The 19646-nt window shown below is 70.2% G+C and carries 17 protein-coding genes; 6 read left to right on the top strand and 11 right to left on the bottom strand.

Annotation, left to right across the window (positions count from 1 at the left end; genetic code table 11):
- Nucleotides 1-25 precede the first annotated feature (25 nt).
- Complete coding sequence (locus NL115_RS13095) at nt 26-457, bottom strand: DUF3054 domain-containing protein (RefSeq protein ID WP_254829803.1); 432 nt, start codon at nt 455-457, stop codon at nt 26-28.
- Between the two features lie 195 nt (nt 458-652).
- Between NL115_RS13095 and NL115_RS13090 the strand changes: the two genes are divergently transcribed.
- Nucleotides 653-1237, top strand: coding sequence for a GNAT family N-acetyltransferase (locus NL115_RS13090; RefSeq protein WP_254829802.1), 585 nt, complete (start codon nt 653-655; stop codon nt 1235-1237).
- A 15-nt stretch (nt 1238-1252) separates the two neighbouring features.
- Here NL115_RS13090 and NL115_RS13085 read toward each other — a convergent pair whose 3' ends face one another.
- Entirely contained in the window at nt 1253-2005 is a 753-nt protein-coding gene (locus NL115_RS13085; protein WP_254829801.1) for a hypothetical protein, read from the bottom strand.
- Between the two features lie 136 nt (nt 2006-2141).
- On the opposite strand from NL115_RS13085, the gene dph5 reads away from it, so the two are divergent.
- Nucleotides 2142-2978 carry a diphthine synthase gene (dph5, locus tag NL115_RS13080; protein ID WP_254829800.1) on the top strand — a complete coding sequence of 279 codons (837 nt, stop codon included), beginning with the start codon at nt 2142-2144 and terminating at the stop codon, nt 2976-2978.
- Between the two features lie 11 nt (nt 2979-2989).
- Here dph5 and artA (NL115_RS13075) read toward each other — a convergent pair whose 3' ends face one another.
- The 3 genes from artA (NL115_RS13075) to NL115_RS13065 all read right to left on the bottom strand — a co-directional run bounded on the left by artA (NL115_RS13075) (nt 2990) and on the right by NL115_RS13065 (nt 6719).
- A complete protein-coding gene (gene artA / locus NL115_RS13075) occupies nt 2990-4045 on the bottom strand; it encodes an archaeosortase A (RefSeq protein WP_254829799.1) in 1056 nt (351 codons plus the stop codon).
- A gap of 97 nt (nt 4046-4142) precedes the next feature.
- Nucleotides 4143-5117, bottom strand: a complete 975-nt coding sequence (artA, locus tag NL115_RS13070; RefSeq protein WP_254829798.1) for an archaeosortase A — start codon at nt 5115-5117, stop codon at nt 4143-4145.
- Nucleotides 5118-5207: 90 nt separating this feature from the next.
- Nucleotides 5208-6719, bottom strand: coding sequence for an HTTM domain-containing protein (locus NL115_RS13065; protein ID WP_254829797.1), 1512 nt, complete (start codon nt 6717-6719; stop codon nt 5208-5210).
- 131 nt (nt 6720-6850) lie between these two features.
- On the opposite strand from NL115_RS13065, the gene NL115_RS13060 reads away from it, so the two are divergent.
- Nucleotides 6851-8095, top strand: a complete 1245-nt coding sequence (locus NL115_RS13060; RefSeq protein WP_254829796.1) for a molybdopterin molybdotransferase MoeA — start codon at nt 6851-6853, stop codon at nt 8093-8095.
- Nucleotides 8096-8294: 199 nt separating this feature from the next.
- Nucleotides 8295-9116 (top strand): hypothetical protein, encoded by an 822-nt coding sequence (locus NL115_RS13055; protein ID WP_254829795.1) that lies wholly within the window; start codon nt 8295-8297, stop codon nt 9114-9116.
- Nucleotides 9117-9143: 27 nt separating this feature from the next.
- Here NL115_RS13055 and lysS read toward each other — a convergent pair whose 3' ends face one another.
- Nucleotides 9144-10841, bottom strand: a complete 1698-nt coding sequence (gene lysS / locus NL115_RS13050; protein ID WP_254833091.1) for a lysine--tRNA ligase — start codon at nt 10839-10841, stop codon at nt 9144-9146.
- Nucleotides 10842-10891: 50 nt separating this feature from the next.
- Nucleotides 10892-11587 carry a UMP kinase gene (gene pyrH, locus NL115_RS13045; protein WP_254829794.1) on the bottom strand — a complete coding sequence of 232 codons (696 nt, stop codon included), beginning with the start codon at nt 11585-11587 and terminating at the stop codon, nt 10892-10894.
- A 91-nt stretch (nt 11588-11678) separates the two neighbouring features.
- Here pyrH and NL115_RS13040 point away from each other — a divergent pair, with 91 nt between their 5' ends.
- Both NL115_RS13040 and NL115_RS13035 read left to right on the top strand, forming a co-directional pair.
- A complete protein-coding gene (locus NL115_RS13040) occupies nt 11679-12521 on the top strand; it encodes a molybdopterin synthase (RefSeq protein ID WP_254829793.1) in 843 nt (280 codons plus the stop codon).
- 302 nt (nt 12522-12823) lie between these two features.
- On the top strand, nt 12824-13078 hold the full coding sequence (locus NL115_RS13035; RefSeq protein ID WP_254829792.1) for a DUF7123 family protein: 255 nt from the start codon (nt 12824-12826) through the stop codon (nt 13076-13078).
- A 286-nt stretch (nt 13079-13364) separates the two neighbouring features.
- Here the strand turns inward: NL115_RS13035 and NL115_RS13030 are convergent, their stop codons facing one another.
- The 4 genes from NL115_RS13030 to NL115_RS13015 all read right to left on the bottom strand — a co-directional run bounded on the left by NL115_RS13030 (nt 13365) and on the right by NL115_RS13015 (nt 19587).
- Nucleotides 13365-15203, bottom strand: coding sequence for a GMC oxidoreductase (locus tag NL115_RS13030; protein WP_254829791.1), 1839 nt, complete (start codon nt 15201-15203; stop codon nt 13365-13367).
- Complete coding sequence (locus tag NL115_RS13025) at nt 15203-16378, bottom strand: hypothetical protein (protein WP_254829790.1); 1176 nt, start codon at nt 16376-16378, stop codon at nt 15203-15205. The genes NL115_RS13030 and NL115_RS13025 overlap by 1 nt, the downstream gene beginning before the upstream one ends.
- Before the next feature lie 210 nt (nt 16379-16588).
- Entirely contained in the window at nt 16589-18388 is a 1800-nt protein-coding gene (locus NL115_RS13020; RefSeq protein WP_254829789.1) for a GMC oxidoreductase, read from the bottom strand.
- Nucleotides 18388-19587 (bottom strand): hypothetical protein, encoded by a 1200-nt coding sequence (locus NL115_RS13015; RefSeq protein ID WP_254829788.1) that lies wholly within the window; start codon nt 19585-19587, stop codon nt 18388-18390. Before NL115_RS13015 ends, NL115_RS13020 begins: the two co-directional genes overlap by 1 nt.
- Between the last annotated feature and the right edge of the window lie 59 nt (nt 19588-19646).

The raw sequence follows: 19646 nt of genomic DNA, 5'->3' as shown, positions 1-19646 counted from the left end.
GGCCACTGCTCGTCGATGGGACGGCCTAAGCCTGCCGTTCCACTCCGGCCAGGTCGAGCTGGAAGGCGACAAGCCGCCACGGCACCAGCAGGACCATCCCGACGACCAGCGAGACGAGGATGAACGCGGGGTCGGCGTTGCCCGGGAGGAACGAGGTGTCCCGCAGGAGCTGGCCGATAGCGACGGCGCCGGTCCACGCGCCGGCGGTGCGGACAGCGGCGTCCTGCAGCGACGCGCGCCACGGCGGCCCGTACAGCCCCAGCACGACCGTCGAGACGACCCAGCCGAGCAGGAACGGCGCGGCGGCGACCGGCGCACTCGGGATGGCTGCGACGCCCCCGTGCTGGATCTCCCCGAGGACGAAGAACGCCATGATGAGGACCAGGTCGACCAGCGCGAGGCCGACGGTCGTGGCCGAGCGGTCGAACCGGGACGAGAGAGCGGTGGCGGTGCTCATACCACCTGCTTTGGCACCCGACGACTTGTGCGCCTCGCTCCCGGCGAGCGTCCCGGGAGCCCGTTACCCCCTTTTCGGATGGATTACAGAGATAGGACAAAAATACTCGAAATATACGGCGCTCACCACGATAATCGACGCCCCACAGCCGGGGCCGGGCGCTGCCGTTTTCACCTTCCGGGGGCGAGCCATACCATGGACGAACCGGCAGTCGAGCTGACGGTCCTGGGGTGGCCCGACGAGGGCCCCACGCTGCGGCTCGACTACCGGCGGTTCGCCTACGCCGGGAAGTTCGTGATGTCCTCGACGGGAAAGGCCGTCGCCTACGCGCCCGAACGTGGCGACCCGGGCGACTCCGAGGCGGTCCGCGCCGCCGCGGCGTTCGACGCGGACCGCACCGACCCGGACACGCTGAAGCTCCGCTACCTGACGGTCCGGCAGGACGCCCGCGGCGGCGGCCTGGGCGCCCGGCTCTCGGCGTTCGTCGCGGCGCGCGCGGCCGAGGAGGGATTCGACCGGGTCGCTATCGGCGTCAACAACGCGTTCTCCTACGAGGCGCTGTACAAGGCCGGGTTCGCGTGGACCGGCGAGGCGAGCGGCCTCGCGGAGCTGGTCCTCGCGCGACCCGCCGACCGGCCCGCCGACGCCGACGGGGAGCGTTACCGCGAGGGGCTGGACCGGTTCCGGGGGCGAGACGGGCTGAGCGACGCCGAACGTGCGTTCCTCGACGACCGCGAGGGTGCAGCCCCGCCCGCACTCGTCTCCGGACCCGGAACGTGACCAACCGGGCCGTCGTCAGGTCCCCGTCGTCTCGGCCGCCATCGACCACGTCAGGTGCTGGTCCGTCGAGGGGGGCCACCTGACCTCGCAGGTCGCCAGAAGCCCGACGGCGCCGTCGTGGCTCCCACGCCAGAGCGGCGCGTAGCCGCCGGCGTCCCCCACCTGTGTCCGGTCCGGGTCGTGTTCGACCCGACCGGCCGGCAGCGGCATCGAGGCGGAGAGTCCCTCGACGTCCTTCCGAGCGGTCCCGACGGTGTAGGCGTCGACCTGGCCGCTCCGCCGGTCGCCGCCGGGGTCGTAGATGCCCATCTCGGCCCCGTCCCCGGGGAGGTCGACGTGGGTCTCGATGCGTTCGACCGTCGCATCCTCGGCGGCGCTCGGGTCGATGGCGCTCCAGAGCCAGAGCGCGGCCGCCGGGGTCCCGTCCGGAGCCGTCGGGAGCCGATGGAGAACGAGCGCGTGGTTCGAGACGACCCCGCTCCCGTGTTCCAGCGGCTGCGTCCAGAGGCCACCGATAGGAAGGTCGCCCTCCGGGTCGGCCCCTGCCTCGCCGTAGACGCCCATCGAACCGTACGTGCTGGCCATCGAGTCGAGGTACGCCTCGACGGTCGCGGGGTTGCGGGCGTTCGAGCCGACGGAGTTCTCGTCGTACTGGAGCCGACGCTCCCCGCTGGTCCGGTCCGGTTGTGCTCCTCCGAGTGCCGAACAGCCGGCGAGCATCCCGGCCCCACTGGCGGCAAGCGCGCCGAGGTACGTTCTGCGGTTCATACGACTCCCTGGTCCCCCCGACGCATACGTCTCCGGCAGACACAAACAGCGGCTTCACCCACCTTCCGGCCGCCGTCTGCTCCCGGCCACCCATGCTCCGCCAGGCTTACGCTCGGACACCGCCGAGAGGGCGTGTATGCTCACCTTCGTCGGCCTCGGCCTCTGGGACGAGCGCTCGGTCACCGTCGAGGGGCGTGACGCCCTCCGCACGGCGGACCAGGTCTTCGCCGAGTTCTACACCAGCAAGCTGGCAGGGGCGACCCTCGACGACATCGAATCCCACCACGACATCACGGTCGAGGTCCGGTCCCGTGAGGGCGTCGAGCAGGAGCCCGACCCGATTCTCGACGCCGCCGCGTCGGGTGATGTCGTCTTCTGCACCGCGGGCGACACGATGATCGCGACCACGCACGTCGACCTGCGCCTGCGCGCCCACGAGCGCGGCATCGAGACGCGCGTCGTCCACGGGACCACGGCCGCGGCCGCGGCCGCCTCGCTGACGGGCCTCCAGAACTACCGCTTCGGCAAGGCGACGACGCTCCCGTTCCCGTACGCGCACGGTGGCCGGGCGTCGAAAGACGCCTCCGGCGAGCGGACGGAGTCCGCGAGCGTCCCCGACTCCGTCCTCGATACCGTCGGCGCCAACCGGGAGCGCGGGCTCCACACGCTCTGCTTCCTCGATATCAAGGTCGACCACGAACTCGCAGAGACCGACGAGTACATGGCCGCGAGCACCGCCGCCGGGTTGCTGACCGACGCCGGCCGCGGCGACGAACTGGGCGTCGTGGTCGCGCGTGCCGGGAGTCCCGACCCCGTCGTCACTGCGGACCGACTCGCGGCGCTGGCCGAACGCGACTTCGGCGACCCGCTCCACCTGCTCGTGCTCCCTGGCGAGCTGCACTACATCGAGCGCGACGCGCTGGTCGAACTGGCCGACGCACCCGCCGACCTGGCCGACGAACGACTGGCGTAGGGCGGTCGGCCTCACTCGCCGCCGTCGGCCCGCACCGCGGCCGGGTCGGGGTCGGCCTCCTCGGCGCCGGGCACGTCCAGCGCCGCGCCGAGGTCGTACTCGCTGCCGGTCAGCACGAACAGCACGTCCTCCACGACGGTCAACACCTCCGGCAGTTCGCGGACGACGAGGTAGGTGACGACCACGAGCGCCACCACCGACAGCGACTGTGCGAGCACGCGGTCCGCGAGGAAGTACGACACCATCCGGGGGTCCGTGGTGCCGAACAGGTCCATCACCTGCGGGACGAACCACTGCATCCGCTGCTGGCCGAACGCGAGGCCGATGAAGACGTTCCGGGCGAGGTTGAGCACCCAGATGACGGGGACGCTCACGGCGAACGCCCGGGCCTTCCGGCGGAGCGGCGCGCGCACAGCGGTGATGAGCCCCGCGAAGATAGCCATGCTTCCCAGCCCCGTGCAGGCGAGACGGATGGTGTAGGTGATGGGGTACTGGCCCTCGTGGAGCCAGAAGAACGTGTTCCGATAGTCGTAGTAGCCCCGGGCGTCGCTGAAGGCCCGGGCACGGGCGGCCGACCAGTCGTACTGGGCGGCGATGCGCTCGGTCGCCCCGGACCACGTCAGGACCGTCGGGTCCTGCCCGAGCAGGGCCATCAGGAACTCCGTCTGGGACGTGACCGTCTCGATAAGGGGGCGCCGCAGGACGGCGAGCGCCTCGAACGGCATGAAGACGGCGCCCATCCCCGCGACGGCCCGGGAGAGGACGAACAGGGAGTCACGACCCCGGAAGAGCAGATAGCCGACGTAAGCCGAGAGTGGGACGGCGGCGAGACTCCCGACCCCCTCGATGAGCGACTTCTGCTCGAAGGCGAAGTGATGGACAAGCGTGAGCCAGAACAGACCGAACAGGAGCCACGCACCGGTGAGAACGTAGCGCGCGGGCTCGCGGGCCCGTAGCTCGAGGAGGCTCCCGCCGACGAACGCCGCCACGACGAACCACGCCAGCGGGTCGGACAGCGCCCCCAGCGCGGCGAGCCCCGACAGGAGCGCCTCGGCCGGTCCACTCATCGCTCCACCGTTGGGAGATTCGGCCTATAGCTCTTGCCCGGGTGTACTCGGGGGGTACAAGACGCCACAACGGAAGCGGGCCGGCGCCATGCGGCCATCAGTCGTCGTCCGAGTGGCCGACGGAATCCGAACCGGCCGCGTGACTCGCGTCGGTCGCGGTCGTCTCGGCTGCCCCGGCATCCGATGCTTCCAGCCCGAGTGCCTCGGCGATGTGGAACTCCCGATACGTGACGACGTACAGCGCGTCGTCCAGCACGCCGGCGAGTTCGGGCAGCGCCCGCACGACCGGGTAGGTGATGAGGACGAGCGCGACGACCGACGCGGACTGCGAGATGACCTTGTCCGCGAGGTAGAACGAGACCAGCCCCGACTCCTCGGGCGGGATGCCGAACAGCATCGACACCTGCGGGACCGCGACCTGGAACCACTGCTTCCCGAACGCGACCGCGATGAACGCGTTCCGGACGAGGTTGAGGACCCAGATGACCGGGACGCTCACGGCGAACGCGGCCAGTTTCCGGCGCAGCGGCGCACGGACGGCGGCGATGAGGCCGGCGAAGATGGCCATGCTCCCCAGCCCCGTGCAGGCGAGGATGATGAACGTCTCGTACTGGTGGCCGCCCGTGGTGAAGACGAAGGTGTTCCGGAGGCCTGCCTCGTTGGTGGCGACGGTCGGGTCGTAGCCCGCGAACCGGATGAGCGCGTCCGTCTGGGCCGTGGTCGTCTCGATGAGGAGGCCGTAGAGCCACGGAATCGTCGTGGCGGGCAGGTAGATGAGGCCCATCACCGCGACACCACGCGTGAGGACGAGCAGCGACGCGCGACCCCGGTAGAGGAGGTACGCGGCCGACAGCGAGGCCGGCACGGCGAGCGCACTGAGGACGCCCTCGATGGCACTCTTCTCGACGAGCAGGAACTGCGGGATGAGCGCCAGCCAGAAGACGGCGAACAGCGTCCACGCGCCCGCGGCGGCGAGACTCGCCGTTCGGCGGTCACGCAACTCCGCAAGGGCCGCCACGACGAACGCGGCGATGGATATCCAGGCCAGCGCGTCGGTCAGTGCCTGCGACACACGTGGCCCGTCGTCGTGCCGGGATATACGGCTTGTGGCTGGCGCCGCGCTACGCTCACGACCGCCAGCCGGCGGCACGTTGACCGTCGGTCAGCCGCCCGAACATCCGTACGTCCCGAGGTCGGCCCGGCGGGTCTCCGACGGGCCCTCGAACCGGACGGGTCGCTCGACGTACACCACGGAGACGTTCTGCAACCGGGAGTCGTGGCGGGTCGCCCAGCGGTCACAGAGGTACGCCCCGAACTCGTCCCGCAGGGGCACGCCACCGGGGCGCTGGAGGTCGAGCAGGTAGACCAGCCACCGATGGGTCGGGAACGTCGTCGTGGCGTCCGCCGGGGGGGCCCAGGAGACGGAGCCGCCGTTCCACGCGTCGACGCGGTCGCCCGCCACCGTCGTCGCCGGGGCGACGTACCACCCACCGACCCGTCGGGGCTCCGGCGCGAACATGTCCCAGCGGTACTCCTCGCTGGCGGCCTCCACCTCGGGTGGCGCGGGCGCGAGGTCGACCGAGACGGCGTTCCAGACCAGCACCGTCACGAGGAGGACCGCCACGACGACCGTGACGACCCGGCGGCCCGGAGCCCGGACCTCGTTCGGGAGCGTCGGGCCGCGGGGGAGCCACGGGGCGAGTCGCCGTGCCACCCGTCGGGCACGCGTGCGAGCGTCGGGGGCGACGAGACCCGCCAGCCGGCGCTCGGCCACGTCCCACACGCGCGGCGGGAGGAACGGGAGGAGCGCTGCCATTGAGACGAACGGGAACGGCCCCAGCCGGAGGGTGAGCGCCATCCCGAGGTGGCCGGCAGCGAACGCACCGGCGAGGAGCGCGCGGGGCCAGCCCGTGAGGAGGAGTAACAGCGGCGATGCGACGAGCAACGCGAGCCACAGGTGCGCGAGCGGCGTCAGCACCGCCGGGTGGCCGGCGAGGACATCCCCCAGCAGCACCGTCAGATGGTCGATACCGAAGACGTACCGGGCAGCGGTGCCCGAGACCCACGCCTCCCCGCGGACCTTGATGGCGGCGTTGACCGCGTAGACGAGGACGACCTGTACCAGCAGCGCGGCGGTGGCGACGCTCACGACCGTACTACCGACAGAGGATTCGCGCTCCTCGTCCCGCGCGAGCGCGTCGAGCGACCGGACGCTCCCCAGCGGGAGGAACAGCCCCCAGAACAGCAGCCGCCGGAGGAGCGAGTCGCCCGCGTTCAGGAGCATCGGGTTACGCGCGTGCAGGGAGACGAGCAGGAGCCACGAGACGACGGCCGCGAGGCGGGTCCGGTAGCCGGCCGCGAGCGCGAGCGCCGCGAGTCCGGCGAGGGCGAACAACGCGACCTGGAGTACGACACCGCCCGAGAGCGCGTGGAGCGAGATATCGGCGAGCGGGCCGTAGACCTCCCGGAGCGCCGTGCGGGGCATGACCCCGCTGTCGGTGTAGTGGGCGACGAGCGCCCGCGAACGGAGCAGCAGGTCCGCGAGAAGCAGGAGGCCGAGCGAAATACGGAGCGCCGCCAGCGCCCGGCGGTCGACAGCGACGCGGCGAGCGAGGGCGGACGCACCGGTAGCCCGGATGCGTGCGAGTCGGCCCTCGGGCCCGCCGCCTGTCACGTCCCCCGCTCTCGCCCGCGCGGACAAGTATCTTCTATCTCCCAGCGGGCACGAGCGGCCGCCCCGGTCCAGCGGGGCCGACCCCCGCCACGACCCGCCCGTTTTTGCGCCACCCGCCCCTCGACTCCACCATGAGCGACCTGCACGAACACGGGTTCAAGGAGGTTACCCGCGTCGCGGCCGCCCGGGAACGGCTCCGCGAGGCCGTGACACCCGTCGACCGGACGGACACGGTGCCGCTCTCGGCCGCCGAAGGCCGGGCGCTGGCCGAGCCGGTCGACGCCCGGCACGCGGTGCCGGACTACCACCGCGCCGCGATGGACGGGTTCGCGGTCCGTGCCGCGGACACGTTCGGCGCCAGCGACCGCGCGCCGGAGGTCCTCCGCGAGGTCGGTGAGGACGAGGACACGGACCCCGCGGAGGCGAGCGTCAGGCCGGGCGAGGCCACCCGCGTCCACACCGGGAGCGCACTTCCGGAAGGCGCCGACGCCGTGGTGATGGTCGAGCACGTCGACCGCTTCGCCGGCGAGGTGGAGGTGTTCGACGCCGTCGCGGAGGGCGAGAACGTCGCGCCACCCGGCGAGGATGTCGAGGCCGGCCAGCGCCTCTACGAGCCCGGCCATCAGGTTCGGCCCTCCGACATGGGACTGCTCAAATCGTGCGGCGTCCGACGCGTGCAGGTCCACGACCGTCCCACGGTCGGTGTGATTCCGACCGGCGAGGAGGTGGTCGAGCGCGACCCCGGGCCCGGCGAGGTGGTCGAGACGAACGGCCTCACCGTCTCGCGCTACGTCGAGCGCTGGGGTGGCGCCGCGACCTACCGCAACACCGTCACCGACGACCCCGAGGCCCTGCGTGCGGCCGTCGAGCGCGACCTGACGAAGGACCTCATCGTCACGACGGGCGGCTCGTCGGTCGGCGAGCGGGACCTGATTCCGGAGGTCGTGGACCGGCTCGGCGAGGTGCTCGTTCACGGCGTCGCGCTGAAACCCGGGCACCCGTTCGGCTTCGGCGTCGTCCGGGACACGCCGGTGCTGATGCTCCCCGGCTATCCGGTGGCGTGTATCGTCAACGCCGTCCAGTTCCTCCGGCCCGCCATCAAGTGGGCCGGCCACATGCCGCTGCGCGAGCATCCGACGCGGGAGGCGACGCTGACGCGCAAGCTCCCCAGCGAACCGGGCGTGCAGACGTTCGCGCGGGTGACGGTGGAGGAGTCGGGCGGGGATGGGCTAGAGGCGACGCCGACGCGGGCCTCGGGCTCGGGCGTGCTGTCGTCCGTGGCGCTGGCCGACGGCTGGGTCGTGGTGCCCGAGGAGACGGAGGGGTACGCGGAAGGCAGCGAGATTTCCGTCGAAGACTGGGAGTATTACGCGTGATTCCCTAGCTTTCCCCGTAATCGGCGCATTTTCATCATATCTGCACACTGAGAGTGGCGTTCGGCACGACCGCTCCGCGCCCGGCCCGGCCCGCTCTCGCGGTCCAGTGGGACGCGGAACCGGCTCGAGATTCTCCGAAACCGAGAATCGGATCTGCGGTATATGCCCCGAGGGCACGTCTAACCACACGGTGATATAGATGAACCTCCGCTCCATCGGCATCGCCGTGGCGACTATCGTGGTCGCCATAGCGGTCGTCGCCGGTGGCTTCCTGTTCCTCCTCAGCGCCCTCGGTGGCTTCGGGGTGGCCGGCAGCTACACCAGCCACTACCAGTACGAGGGCACGCTCGCCACGAACGAGACCCTGACCAACGTCACGCTCTACCTCCCGGTTCCCGTCGAGAACGGGACGGCCCTGATCGACGCGGCCAACGTCACGGTCGAGACCGAGGACGGCGCCGCCGACTGGCAGGTCGAACTCGTCGAGACTCCGGACGGCCCGATGCTCGCGCTGACCGCCGACCGCGTCGAAGGTGAACTCTACTACCTCGTCCACGAGTTCGACGACAACGGCACGCACCTCGGCTGGGAGAAGGTCCCCGAGGACGAACTCCCCGCGGACATGACCAACAAGAAAGCGTACGCCGAGCCGACCCACTACCGGTTCTCGGTGTACGTGCCCGTCGAGGACCGCATCGACGTGACCGACCCCGTCGCCAGCGCCGCCGTCCTCCCGGTCGAGAACCCAACCGCCGACGCCTGCGAGCCGTACTGGCCCGACGACGAGAACGCCGCCTGCACGACGTTCGAGACGCCCGGCTACGTCGCGTACGACACGAGCGCCGACAACGTCGCTCACCTGGCCCTCGAACTGTCCGGCACGAACGAGTGGGGATTCGGCCTCAGCAACGGCTTCAATCAGTTCGTCCAGAAGACGACCGTGACCGTGACCGGGAGTCACGAGGGCTGGACAGTCATGGAGGGTGAACTCTACACCGGGATGGGCGACGAGACGCGCTGACGGGACTGGCCCCGGCAGGAGTACCAGCTACCCCTCCAGCCGCAACCGCCGGACCACGAACTGCCGGTCCAGCGCCGCCAGGAACGGACCCAGCCGCGGGCCCTGGTCCTCGTCGAGGAACAGCCGGTAGCCAGCCGTGAAGAAGTCGCCCACCTCGACATCGTTCCCGCGCGCGGTCTCGTAGACGGCCTCCTGGAGCGCCTCGCCGTCCGGCCCCTCGGACTCGATGAACTCGGCCAGTTCCGTGAGCGCGGCCTCGGTGTTCGCGTCGAAATCGACCTCGGGCAGGTCCTCGGCGAGCCGGTAGTTGTACTCGTTGTCCGTGCGGACCGCCCAGTTCCGTGCCAGTGGGACGCGGTCGAGCGCGTCCTCGGTGGCCCACTCGGGGGCGTCGTCGGGGATGTGGCCCGACCGGCGGGCCATCGTCTCGCGCAGGTCGAGGTCGTCGGTCATCCCGAGGACGGCGGCGAAGGTGTAGGCGATGCGGACCCGCTCCGGGCGCACCTCGTCGACGACGAACGGATAGACCCGCTCTGCGCGCTCCCGCTCGGTCTCCGGACCCTCGACCTCGCCGAAGTGGACGCGCTCGAAGCGGTCGAACTCGTCGACCAGCTGGTCGAGCGCGTGGATGTCGAAGTCCCGGGCGCGCTTGGGGTCCTTCGCGAAGAAGAAGTGGACGACCGCCCGTTCCAGCAGGTCCAGCACCTCGCCCGCGAGGACGACGTTGCCCGCCGACGAGGAGAACGGCTCCCCGTTGAGGGTGAACCACTCGTACACCATCGGAACGGGCGGCTTGTCGCCGAAGACGGCGCGAGCGATGTGGTCGCCGGAGGGCCACGAGCCCTCGGCGTGGTCCTTCCCGAACGGCTCGAAGTCGACGCCGAGAACGCGCCACTGGGCGGGCCACTCGAAGCGCCACGGGAGCTTCCCCTCGCGGAACGTCGCGGTCCCCTGGTGGCCACAGCCCTCGATGACGTTGTCGCCGGCCTCCATATCCGTACAGCGATACTCGACGGTGCCGGCGTCGAGGTCGATGCTCGTGACCGTCTCGGTCACCGTCCCGCACTCCGCGCAGATGGGGTTGAACGGGACGTAGTCGGCGTCGACCTTGTTCTGGTAGTTCGCGAGGACCTTCCGGGCGCGGTCGGCGTTGGCGAGGACCTCCCGCGTGGCGTCCTCGAACTCGCCGGACTCGTACAGCGCCGTATTCGAGACGATGTCGATGTCGACGCCCAGCTGCTCGGCCGAGCGCCGGATGAGCTCCGAGAAGTGGTCGCCGTAGGAGTCACAGCAGCCGAACGGGTCCGGGATAGCCGTGTACGGCTTGCCGAGGTTGCGACCCAGCGCGCCCGCATCCTCGACCTCGCCAAGGCCGACGACGTTGCCGTCGAGGTCCGCGAGCTTCCGGGGGACCTTCCGGAGCGGGTCACGGTCGTCAGTGGTGAACACCTGTCGGACCTCGTAGCCACGCTCGCGGAGGGCCTCGGCGACGAAGTACCCCCGCATCACCTCGTTCATGTTCCCGAGGTGCGGGACGCCCGACGGCGAGATGCCACCCTTCACGACGATGGGCGCGTCCGAGTCGCGCTCGCCGGCCTCGATTGCCGCCTCGACGCGGTTCTCGACGGCGTCGGCGACGGCGTCGGCCCAGAAGGCGTGCTGGCGGTCGCTCTCGGCGAGCGTGTGTGGCGAGCGGGCGTCGAACGACTCGGCGTCGAGCGGCACGTCCACGGTGTTCGAGGGGGCCGCATCGACGGGCGGGCCGGAGTCGTCGCTCACGACTCCACCTCCGCGTCGGGGACGATTTCGGTGCCGTCGTAGTCGCCGTCACGGACCGCACCGCGGACGCGGTCGGGGTCCTCGCCGTCGAGGACGAGCGTCCGCGTGCCCGAGCGCTGGACCAGCTTCGCCGCGAGGAGGTCGATGGGGGCGTTCGAGCCGGCAGAGCCGAGCGAGCCGCCCGAGGCGACGAGTTCGACCAGTTCCGCCGCGGGAAGGCGGTCGTACCGCTCGGCGTCGGGGTCCTCGTTGGGGTCCGCGTCGAACACGCCGGGCACCGACGTGGCGTACACCAGCAGGTCCGCCTCGACGTACTCGGCCAGCGCCGCGGCGACGGCGTCGGTGGTCTGCCCGGGCACGACCCCACCCATCACGACGAGACCGTCACGGCGCAGCGCCTCGGCAGCGGCGTCGTACTCCTCGGGTGGCTTGACAGGACCCTCCATCGCGGCACCGAGCAGACGGGCGTTCAGGCGCGTCACGCCGATGCCGAGCTGGTCGAGTTCGATCTCGTTGCCCCCCAGCTGGCGGGCCGCATCGATGTACTCGCGCGCGACCCGCCCACCACCGACGACCGCGGCCACCTCGTGGTCCGCGGCGAGGTCCACGAGCACGTCGCCGTACGCGGCGACCCGGTCGGCAGCCAGGTCCGGCGCGAGGACGCTCCCCCCGACGGAGACGACTACTTTCATGTCCGAGCGTACCCCCGGCCGGTCGGTTAAGCTTCCGCTTAACGTCCGATTACCCGGGGGATACAAGCCCCGAGCCGACCTGGTATCGCTCATGCACGCAGTTGTCGTCTGTGGCCCCGGCGCGGACCGGCTGGCCGGTCGGCTGGCCGACGCGCTGGCTGGCCGGGTCGGACTCGTCCACCAGGTCGCCGAGGACGGCGGGGAGCCGAGCGGAGCGGGACAACCCTCGGCGGAGACATCCGACGGCGGGGCCGCTACCGGAACAGCTAGCATCGACGCCGCCGACACCACCTACCGGCTGGGCGCCGAGTCGTGGGCGGCCAGCGGCCCGGGGCCGTCGCTTCGGGACGCCATCGAGCGCCTCGCACCGGACCACGACTACGCGCTCGCCGTCGGGTTCCCGGAGGCCGACCTGCCCAAGGTCGTCATCGGGGACGCGGAGCCGCCGGGCGAGGTCATCGCCCGTGTCGCGGACCCGGACGGGCCGACGGCCGACCTCGTCGCCGCCATCGAGGAGACGGAGCCGTTCGAGACCCTGGAATCGCTGGTCGCCGAGGTGAAACGCGCACCCGACGCCGACCGGTCGGGCGCCATCGCCACGTTCACTGGCCGCGTTCGCGCGCGTGACGACCCGGACGATGACCGCACCCAGTACCTGGAGTTCGAGAAGTACGAGGCGGTCGCGGCGACGCGGATGCGTGCCATCGAGGACGAACTGGCGACCCGCGACGGCGTCTTCGAGGTCCGGCTCCACCACCGGACTGGTGTCATCCCGGACGGAGAGGACATCGTCTTCGTTGTCGTCCTCGCCGGCCACCGCGAGGAGGCCTTCCGGACGGTCGAGGACGGCATCGACCGGCTGAAAGACGAGGTTCCGATATTCAAGAAGGAGGTCACCGAGGCGGAGACGTTCTGGGTCCACGAGCGCGAGTGACCACCCCGAATGCCAGGGCAAACGTTGTCATACAGAGGAGCGCGCTCCGGGGCGCGACCCCCGTCTGGCCGATTATTCCAATTCCTACGAACAGGAATAGACCGCGGCAGTGGCCCTCGTTCACGAACGCTATCACAACCGAACGAAAGATTCTGAAGACTCGATAAAACTTCTAAGGGATTCTGAAAAGGTCGTAAAACGAACTCTTTTCGCCCCGAGACCGGCGAAACGAGCCGAAGTAACGGCAAGCGACTCGCGTTTATATGGGGGTGTGGTGGCAAGACGGGGATGAGGTGTCAGAGATGAGCGCAACCACGCAGTCCCCCTCCGACGACGCGGAGACCGAGAGCAAGTACGAGCGACTCCAGACGTACCTGAGCGAGCGCGCACAGGACGGCGAGCTCTACTTCAAGAGCAAGTTCATCGCGGACGAGGTCGGCCTCTCCGCGAAGGAGATCGGCGCGCTGATGGTCCAGCTCCGCGACTCCGCGACCGACCTCGAGATCGAGAAGTGGTCGTACACGAGCGCGACCACGTGGCGCGTGGAACCCGCGTGACCGACGCCTCGTAGTCTCCCTACCCAACACAGGAGCCCCACCGCCAACACGACCCGCCCAACTGGTCCCCCCACCTCGGGTCCCCGTTCCACACACTCTCTTGTTGTCTCGCCGATTACTCACGAGTATCGCGACATACCTCGATTAAATAACACATTATCGACATATAGTCGAAATACTGGGCACGACAGTCGCGCAACGTGGGCAGATGAACGGCGAGGCTGGCGGTCGAGGTGAGGCGTGAAGGAGCAGGAACGGCGGGCGCGAGCCGGACGGCGGCCGCCACTCAGTCCTCGAAGTAGAGGTCGGCGATACGGTCACCCGTACGCATCGCGAGTGCCTGGCCGGTGTTCGTCGGGTTCGGCCCGCCCAGTCCGTTCGGCAGGACGGAGTGGTCGGCGATGAACAGCCGGTCGACGTCGTAGGCCTCGCAGTTCCCGTCGGCCACGAATCCCATCCGCATCGTGGAGTGGATGTGGATGGCGCTGGGGCCGGCGTCGAGCCGGTGGACGTGGACGTGCTCGTCGGGGTCGAGTCCGTCCGGGACGGCGCTGCGGAGGATGTCCGCACAGCGCCGCGAGAGCTCGTTGCGCTTCTCGATGTCGTCGGCGCTCGGCGTGTAGGTGACCTTCGGGACGGCCCCGTGCTCGTCGGCGTAGCCGCCGAGTTCGACGCGGTTGCGCTTCTGGGGCTCGTCGTCGGTCATGATCTGCAGCGAGAGCATCCGGTCGTAGCCGCCCATGAACCGCTTGAGCTCCTCGCCGGCGATGCGCCCGCGGGTGTCCCACGGCTCCGACGGGTCGGCCTCGACGCCGACATCCTCGAGGATGTCGCTCGTGAACGTCTGTGCCGAGCCCGAGACCGACGAGAGTGCGGTCGTCCCCGGCGCGCCGCCGAACGTCTGGACGCCGCCGTAGCCCGGCCAGTCGAAGCGGGCGGCGATCTGTTCGCCGGCCCAGGGGTCGATCTGCTCCTGGCCGATAACACCCTCCAGTGCTTTCTTGCTGAACTGGCCGACGATGACCTCGCCGAAGTGGATGGTCAGCCCCCGGCCGACCCACTCGTTGCGCGGAAGCGGGGAGTTGAGCCACAGCCGCGGCGTCTCGATGGCGCCCGCGGCCAGCACGACGGCGTCGGCCTCGACGATGCGTGAATCGCCGGTCCACGTGTCGCGGAACCGAACGCCCCGCGCCTGGATACTTCCGGGCCCGCCCTCGGGGAGGACCTCGGTCACGAAGGCGTTCGGCCGGATGGTGACGTTGCCCGTCTCCAGCGCCTCCGGGACGAAGCCGATAGCGCTGGACTTCTTGGCCTTGTCCGCGTAGTCCGCGCCGCGCGGGTGCGGGTTGCCGGGAATCTCGGTGCCGACCAGCGTGTGGCCCGAGACGCTGTCGGCGCTGTAGTCGTCCGGGTTCTTTCCCTTATTGGCATTGAGCTTCCCGTCGGGTCGGGTGATGGCATTGGGCTGGGGTCGATATCCCTCGGCCTCCACGTCGCGTCCCTCCAGCAGGTCGAAGCCCATGTTCGAGGCGCCCTGGTAGTAGAGTTCCTCCTTCGGCGTCGTGGGCGCGGGCGAGATGTCGAGCTGGTCCTCGACGGTGCGGTAGTAGGACTTGCCCTCCTCCTGTGGGCCGTCGGGCCCCGGGCCCATCACGGCGAGGTCCTCGTAGCCGACGCCCGCTTTCTCCCACCCCTCGCCACCGGCGGCAGCACCGCCCGTCTCGAACGCACTCGGATACGCCCGCGGGTGACAGCCCGTGTAATGCAGCGTCGTCCCACCGACGCCGGCGACCTGCAGGATGAGGCCATCCTCGGGCTGCTCGCGGTACCAGAGCGGCCGCTCGATGTCGGCCGGGCCCCAGACCAGTTTCTCCAGCATCTCCGCCTCGCGGGTCGTGAACTGCTCGTCGAGCAGTTCGCCCGAGAGGTCCTCCGGGTCGGAGGACACCTTCGCCTTCCCCCCGCTCTCCGTGGGTCGGGGCCACTTCTCGTTCCCGTACCACGGCCCGGCCTCGAGCACCAGAACGTTCAGGCCGCGCTCGCCGAGTCGCTGTGCACAGGCGGGGCCGTCGCCGCCGGCTCCCACCACGATGACGTCGAAGTCGTTGCTCGTGTTCGTACTCATCAGAATCCACCCTCCGTGAACTGGCCCGCGGGGTCGCTCGGTAGCAGGCCGCCCAGCGGGCCGTCCCCGCCGTCGCTGTCCGTGCTGGAGGTGTCCTCGCCGGTATCGTTCCGCGGCCCCGCACCCTCGGACCGCTGTTTCCCGTCGCCGGTTGCGACGAACTCGCCCTCGTTCTCCCCGCCCTCGGCTATCTCGAGTTCGTACCCCAGGAGCGCGTCGTGTCCCTCGGTGATGCCAGGATAGCCGGTCTGGGCCCACCCCAGCAGCGTGTCGTATCCCTCGGGCGCGCTGTTGTATTCCTCGGGGTCGAAATCGCGTTCACTGGGCGCGGTGTCGATGAAGTCGTCGTACGCGTTCATGTCGCTGTAGTAGACGATGGGCGGGAAGACGACCGCCAGCGCGACGACGAAGCTCCCGGTCCGGCTATACCGACCGTTGTCGATGCCGACGGCCTCGCTCACCTGCGCTTCGCCCTCGCCGAGCTGGTTCGCCCGGTTCTCCACGTCGTACAGGGCCCGGAAGCGGTCCTCCCGTGAGAGACTGGCGAACGGACCGCCAGCGGGGCCGAACCGACCGGGCTCTGGTGTGTCCTGATTTCCCCCCCGGGCGACGAGTTCGCTGGCCGCCACGTCCAGAATGGCCGCCAGTGCCTCCGAGAGCGGCGCCGTCTCGCCCGTGTTGGTCACCTTCGGCAGGGAGACCTCGGGCGACATGAAGTCGTTGAGGATGTCGATGCACATCCCGGTCATCCCCGTGTCGAGGCCGCCGTACTGGTGGATGTCGTCGAGTTCCTCGCCGACCTTGTCCGTCGTGACGGGGTCGTGACCGTCCGCCTCACGCGTGTTCGGCACGACCGCGTCGATGATGGCCTCGAACGTCGCCACCGTGTGTGGGTCGTGCGGCCCGGCGTCCGTGTCGGCGGGCAGGTCCTCCTCGTCGACCTGCGTGAGCAGGTCCTCTACCTGCTGGAGCACGCGCCCGGGCGTCACCGTCCCGACGCCGACGCCCATCCCGGCCATGCCACCGAGGAACCCGCGCCGGCTCCGACTCCGGCGCGAGGGGTGTGCCCGCCGGTCGTCAGCCGTCCGGTCGGCTCCGGCCACCCGAGGCGGGCGGTCGAGCTGTTCGTCCGTGTTCGGCTCCTCGTCTCCGTCGTCCGCTGGTCGTCCTAGCATTGTTCATGTGGCCCGTCGACCTGCCCACCACCGGTACGTCGCCCGCACCGAGACACACCACGTGTTCGCCGTTGCCGGCCGACGGGTCGCTCCGTACACCTCGCATGGGAGAATAGCGGCTAACGACTGTCGCCGTCTATGTGGGGACGTATTTGTACTGACGGCTCCGGCGGCAGTGCGGCGAGGGCGGCGCCCCGGGCCGCGCGGGTGTCAGAAGTAGCGGTCGACGATGCGGTCGGCCGTCCGGGCCGCCATGGCCTGGCCGGTGTTCGTCGGGTTCGGCCCGCCCAGCGAGTTCGGCAGGACGGAGTGGTCGGCCACGAACAGCCGGTCGACCTCGACGCATTCACACGCCGTGTCCACGACCCGCTCGCCGCGCGTGCCCATCCGCATCGTCCCGTGGATGTGCAGTGCCGCAGGCGGCGAGTCCGAGCGGTGGATGTGGTCGGCACCCGCCTCGCGGAGGATCTCCGTGCAGATCTCCGCCAGCCGGTCGCGGCGCTTGACGTCACCCTCGCTGGGGACGTAGTTCACCAGCGGGATGGGGCCGTGCTCGTCCTCGGCACCGGGCGCGACGGAGACGCCGTTGCGCTGGTGGGGCCGGTCGTCGGTGACCACGAGGACGGGCAGGTTCCGCTCGTAGTGCGAGAGGTGGTACTTCAGGTCCTCGCCGGTCAGGCGGCCCATCGAGTCCCAGGGCGCGTCACCCACGTCGTTGCGGAAGCTGAACCCGGACGCCGAGGCGCCGAACCCGAGCAACGCACCGACACCGGGCCCGATTCCGGTGGTCTGGAGCATCCCCAGTCCAGGGTAATCGAACCGGGCGGCGATGTTCTGCCCCTTGTGCTGGTCCACAGTTGGGTCGCCCTCCAGCGGCACCTCGTCGTGGACGCGCTCTTCCAGTTCCGCGTAGGCGTCCGCGGACTCCCAGAACCCCATCACGTTGTCGCCGAAGTGGATGGTCATCCCCTTGCCGACCCAGCCGTTCTGCGGCAGACCGCTGTTGAGGTAGAGGCGCGGCGTCTCGATGGCGCCCGCCGCCAGCACGACTACCTCCGCCTCGACGGACTCCGTCTGTCCCGTCCAGGTGTCACGGAAGGTGACACCGGTCGCGACGGGGGCGTCCCCGAGCGCGCGGTCGGCCTCGATGTCGGTGGCAAACGCGTTGGGCCGGACGTGCACGTCACCCTTCTCGGGGTCGTCGCTGGCACGGAGCGCGGCCGGGACGAAGCTAACGTTCGAGGCGCGCTTGGCCTTCTCCTCGAACGGCGCGCCCTTCGGATGCGGGTTGCCCGCAATCATCGACAGCGCGCCGGTCGAGCCCTCGACGGGGTTCTCGGCATCGGGGTCGGCGGGGTGGCGGAAGTTCCCGTCGTAGTCGTTCGAGACGTGGAGCTTCTCGGAGGGCTGCCGGACGGCGTTGGGCTGGGGGCGATAGCCCGGCTCCGTGACGTTCTTCGTGTCCAGCAGGTCCCAGCCGGCCTCCTCGGCGCCCTGGAAGAACAGCTCCTCCTTCTTCGTCACGGGCGCCGGCTGGACCTCAGTCATCGTCTCGACCTCCTGGTAGTACGGGACGAGGTCAGCGTACGACACCTCGTCGGGCCAGTGACCCTGCTCGTCGATGGCGGCCGGATACGCCCGGGGGTGGTTGCCGGTGTAGTGCAGCGTCGTGCCGCCGACGCCGGCACACTGGAGCAGCGCGCCATCGCCGGGGAACTTCCGGAACCAGAGTCCCCGCTCGTGGTCGGCCGGGCCGAACAGGAGCTTCCCCGTCATCTCGAACTCGCGTGTCGTGAACTGCTCGTCCAGCAGCTCGCCCGAGAGGTCGCTCGCGCTGTCGGAGTACTCCCCGCCGGCCTCCTCGTGAGGGCGGGGCCACTCCTCGTTGCCGTGGAAGGGCCCCGCCTCCAGCAGCAGAACGTCCAGACCGGCCTCCGCGAGCTTCCAGGCCGCGACCGGGCCGTCACCGCCCGCGCCGACGATTACCGCGTCGTAGCGACGGTCCACCATCAGTCGTCACCCCCGAGCAGACCGCCGAGCAGGCCGTCGTCGTCGTCATCGTCGGTCCGTCCGCCGATGAACCCGCTGTCGTCCATGCCGTCCGCATCGTCGGTTCCGCCGTCGCCGGGGCCGTCGGTCCCGGACGCGTCGGGGTCCGGGGCGGTTCCCGTCGGGTTGCCGGTCTCACCGGGGGCGTCGCCGGGGTCCTCGCCGCGGACGATGCCGGTCACGTCTGTGACCGGCGTGTCGCCGTCGGTCCGGCCCGTCTCCGGGTACACCTCCTCGTAGTCGCTCGTGTCGTAGTCGTTCTCGCGGAACGCGCCCGACTCGAAGGTGAGCTGGCGGGGGCCCTGTGGTCCCTTGTAGGTCTTCCAGGTCCGGCCACCGCCGAGGGACGAGTCGGGGGCACCCCAGTAGCCCCGGAACGCCGCGTTGCCGTCCTCGAACCCGGGGTAGCCGGTCTGCCGCCAGGACTGGACCGAATCGGGGTCGTTCGGGTGCGACCGCTCGCTCGGGGGCCCGCCGATATCGTCGTACCCCTGCCACTCGCTGTAGTAGATGACCTCGGAGAAGCCGACGATGAGCTGCGGGACCAGGCCGGCGTCGGCCTCGACGAGCGGACCGGGGAGTTCGGCGGTGTCGAGTTCCTTCTCGTCCAGCATGGCGAGCGCCCGGAGCCGGTCCGTCCGCGAGAGCTTCGCGAACGGCCCGGCCGCCAGGCTCCGGGGGTCCGCCGCGATGTCCCGAAGGGCGAGCAGGTCGAGGACCCGTCCCGGGTCCAGCGGCACCGTGTTCTCGCCGCGGGCGACCAGTTCGGTCGCCGCGGCGTCAAGGACGAGTCCCACGAGTTCGGCCAGTCGAAGCTCACCGGTGAGCCCCAGTTCCTCGCTCCCGATACCCAGCAGCGAGTTCACGTAGGTGATCATGTACTCGTCGACGCCCACCTCGACAGCGCCGGGCACGTGCTCCTCGCCGACGTGGCCGTACTGCTTGCCGTCGTCCACGTCGTCGGCGTCCGTCTCGTCGTTCTCCGGGAGGTCAGGTGTCGGCGGCACCACCGCGTCTACCGCCGCCGCGAACGTCACTCGCGTGTGTGGGTCCGTGGTCGGCGGCGTGGTACCGCGGGCAGTCCCCGGAAGGACCGTGAACGCTCCCGCCCCCGCGATGCCCTGGAGGAGTGACCGTCGACCAAGAGTCCGTTGTCGCATTCGTCCCGATGGACTGACCGTTCGGTCAAACAGATTCCTCCCGTCATGTCCGGGCATTG

This window comes from Haloglomus salinum (assembly GCF_024298825.1).
GTDB classification, from domain to species: Archaea; Halobacteriota; Halobacteria; order Halobacteriales; family Haloarculaceae; genus Haloglomus; species Haloglomus salinum.
The sequence above is the reverse complement of the archived record's forward strand: the minus strand, read 5'-3'. Positions and strand labels throughout refer to the sequence as shown.

Coding starts and splice junctions, on each gene's coding strand:
- NL115_RS13090 (WP_254829802.1), top strand. CDS start 653: ATGGACGAACCGGCAGTCGAGCTGACGGTCCTGGGGTGGCCCGACGAG.
- NL115_RS13040 (WP_254829793.1), top strand. CDS start 11,679: ATGCACGCAGTTGTCGTCTGTGGCCCCGGCGCGGACCGGCTGGCCGGT.
- pyrH (WP_254829794.1), bottom strand. CDS start 11,587: ATGAAAGTAGTCGTCTCCGTCGGGGGGAGCGTCCTCGCGCCGGACCTG.
- NL115_RS13025 (WP_254829790.1), bottom strand. CDS start 16,378: ATGCTAGGACGACCAGCGGACGACGGAGACGAGGAGCCGAACACGGAC.
- NL115_RS13035 (WP_254829792.1), top strand. CDS start 12,824: ATGAGCGCAACCACGCAGTCCCCCTCCGACGACGCGGAGACCGAGAGC.
- NL115_RS13020 (WP_254829789.1), bottom strand. CDS start 18,388: ATGGTGGACCGTCGCTACGACGCGGTAATCGTCGGCGCGGGCGGTGAC.
- NL115_RS13030 (WP_254829791.1), bottom strand. CDS start 15,203: ATGAGTACGAACACGAGCAACGACTTCGACGTCATCGTGGTGGGAGCC.
- NL115_RS13095 (WP_254829803.1), bottom strand. CDS start 457: ATGAGCACCGCCACCGCTCTCTCGTCCCGGTTCGACCGCTCGGCCACG.
- artA (WP_254829799.1), bottom strand. CDS start 4,045: ATGAGTGGACCGGCCGAGGCGCTCCTGTCGGGGCTCGCCGCGCTGGGG.
- NL115_RS13060 (WP_254829796.1), top strand. CDS start 6,851: ATGAGCGACCTGCACGAACACGGGTTCAAGGAGGTTACCCGCGTCGCG.
- NL115_RS13085 (WP_254829801.1), bottom strand. CDS start 2,005: ATGAACCGCAGAACGTACCTCGGCGCGCTTGCCGCCAGTGGGGCCGGG.
- NL115_RS13015 (WP_254829788.1), bottom strand. CDS start 19,587: ATGCGACAACGGACTCTTGGTCGACGGTCACTCCTCCAGGGCATCGCG.
- NL115_RS13055 (WP_254829795.1), top strand. CDS start 8,295: ATGAACCTCCGCTCCATCGGCATCGCCGTGGCGACTATCGTGGTCGCC.
- dph5 (WP_254829800.1), top strand. CDS start 2,142: ATGCTCACCTTCGTCGGCCTCGGCCTCTGGGACGAGCGCTCGGTCACC.